2 protein-coding genes are annotated in these 1,876 nt (G+C 73.0%); both read right to left on the bottom strand.

The window, feature by feature from the left end; genetic code table 11:
- Positions 1 to 774: trehalose-6-phosphate synthase (locus tag ACFVUS_RS43770; RefSeq protein ID WP_387781436.1), on the bottom strand; the 774-nt coding region annotated here is incomplete at its 3' end.
- Between the two features lie 47 nt (positions 775 to 821).
- Positions 822 to 1,793: a glucosyl-3-phosphoglycerate synthase gene (locus ACFVUS_RS43765; protein ID WP_387781439.1), complete on the bottom strand. Its 972-nt coding sequence runs from the start codon at positions 1,791 to 1,793 to the stop codon at positions 822 to 824.
- Positions 1,794 to 1,876: the final 83 nt, after the last annotated feature.

The raw sequence follows: 1,876 nt of genomic DNA, 5'->3' as shown, positions 1-1,876 counted from the left end.
GTCCCCGACCTCCGCCCGCAGCTCCGCCAGCCGGTCCTCGACCTCCGGCCGGTGCGCCAGCTCCCGCAGGTCGTCCCCGTCCACGCCGAGCGGGAACACGGCCACCTCCGTGCTCCCGGGGCCCTGCGGCTGCGCGCAGGCCAGGAAGCCGTCCGCCCACGCCCGGGTGTGGAACCCCGCCACGTCCGCCCCGAGCATCCCCCGCATCAGCTGCCGCCGGACGTCGCCCGGCAGCATGTCCAGGAAGTCCGGCGAGGCCCACGGGGTGTGCGTGAAGTGGCTGATCCGCAGGTCCGGGCGCAGCTCGCGCAGGGCGCCGGGGACCAGGGCCAGATGGTAGTCCTGCACCAGCACCGCCGCGCCCTCGGCGGCCTCCTCGGCCAGGGCCCGTGCGAACGCGTGGTTGTAGGCCACGTAGGAGTCCCAGCGGCGCCGGAACTCCGCGTCGAAGACGGGCGCCGTCGGGATGTCGTACAGGTGGTGGTGCGTGAACCACAGCACCGAGTTCGCGATGCCGTTGTACGCGTCGTCGTACACCGTCTCGTCGATGTCCAGCATCCGGACGCCGGGTTCGGACACGCCCCGGCGGACCGCCTCCCGGTCGGCCTCCGAGAGCGCCGCGCAGATCCACACCGCGTCCGGCTGTTTCGCCAGCGCCGCGGAGAGACCGGAGACGAGACCGCCCCCGCCGCGCCGGGCCGTGAGGGCGCCGTCGGCGGCGAGGGCGTACGAGAGGGGGCCGCGGTTCGCGGCGACGAGTACCGAAGAGGCCATGCGGCCAACCTAGCCCCGGCCGCCCCTGCTCAAACGTGAGTTCCCGCTCACGCCACGCGGCGGACCGCGTACTCCTCGATGCCCGCCATCGGCGGCCGCTCCTCCGTGTCCACCGGGTACGTCCGCGGTACGAAGCCCTGCGGACCCCGCTCGAACTGCGTCAGCTCCGGGCGTACGTGGTGCCCGCGCGACAGCCGTACCAGCGCCGTCCGGTAGATCGCGGCGGCCATCCGGCCCAGCGCCTGGCCGTCCTGGTGGCGGTGCAGCCGTACGCCCACGTCCACCTGGGCCAGCGCCTCCAGCCCGACCGTGTGCAGCGCGTCCACCAGCAGGCCCAGCTCCACCCCGTACCCGACGGGGAACGGCAGCCGCTCCAGGAGGGACCGCCGGACGGCGTACTCACCGCCCAGGGGCTGCACGAACCCGGCCAGCTGCGGCCAGTGCAGGTTCAGCAGGGGCCGCGCCACCAGCTCCGTGACCCGCCCGCCCTGGCCCGGGGCGTTCCCGAGCGGGCGGTCGTACATCGCCTTGACGAACTCCACGCCCGGGTCGGTCAGCAGCGGGCCGACGATCCCGGAGACGAAGGCGGACGAGAAGTCCCGCAGATCGGCGTCGACGAAGCAGACGATGTCCCCCCTGGTCGCCAGCAGCGAGCGCCACAGCACCTCGCCCTTGCCGGGCAGCGCCGGCAGCCGCGGCAGGATCTCGTCGCGGTGCACCACGCGGGCGCCCGCCTTGGCCGCCACCTCCGCCGTCCGGTCCGTGGAACCGGAGTCGACCACCACCAGCTCGTCCACCAGCGGATGCGCCAGCCCGTCGATCAGATCGCGCCGGATCACCGACACGATCTCCCCGACCGTGGCCTCCTCGTCGAGCGCGGGCAGCACCACGCTGACCGTGGTCCCGGCCGCCCGTTTCCGCTCCAGCAGCTGGTCGAGCGGTCGGTCGGCTGCGGACCAGGAGCGGTCGGCCAGCCAGCGCTCCACCTCTTCCAGCACGTTCTGCACTCCCTGGTTCATCCGTGGTTTCGTCCGAAAAGTGATCCATCTCGCGGTTCGGACGGCTGTCTCAACCATCCGCACCTTCGGTTACAGTCTTGAAC

The sequence above is a fragment of the Nocardia sp. NPDC058058 genome (assembly GCF_042885355.1).
Lineage (GTDB): Bacteria > Actinomycetota > Actinomycetes > Mycobacteriales > Mycobacteriaceae > Nocardia.
The sequence above is the reverse complement of the archived record's forward strand: the minus strand, read 5'-3'. Positions and strand labels throughout refer to the sequence as shown.

Bases quoted from the DNA above. Each gene is read 5' to 3' on its own strand.
- ACFVUS_RS43765 (WP_387781439.1), bottom strand. From the start codon at position 1,793: ATGAACCAGGGAGTGCAGAACGTGCTGGAAGAGGTGGAGCGCTGGCTG.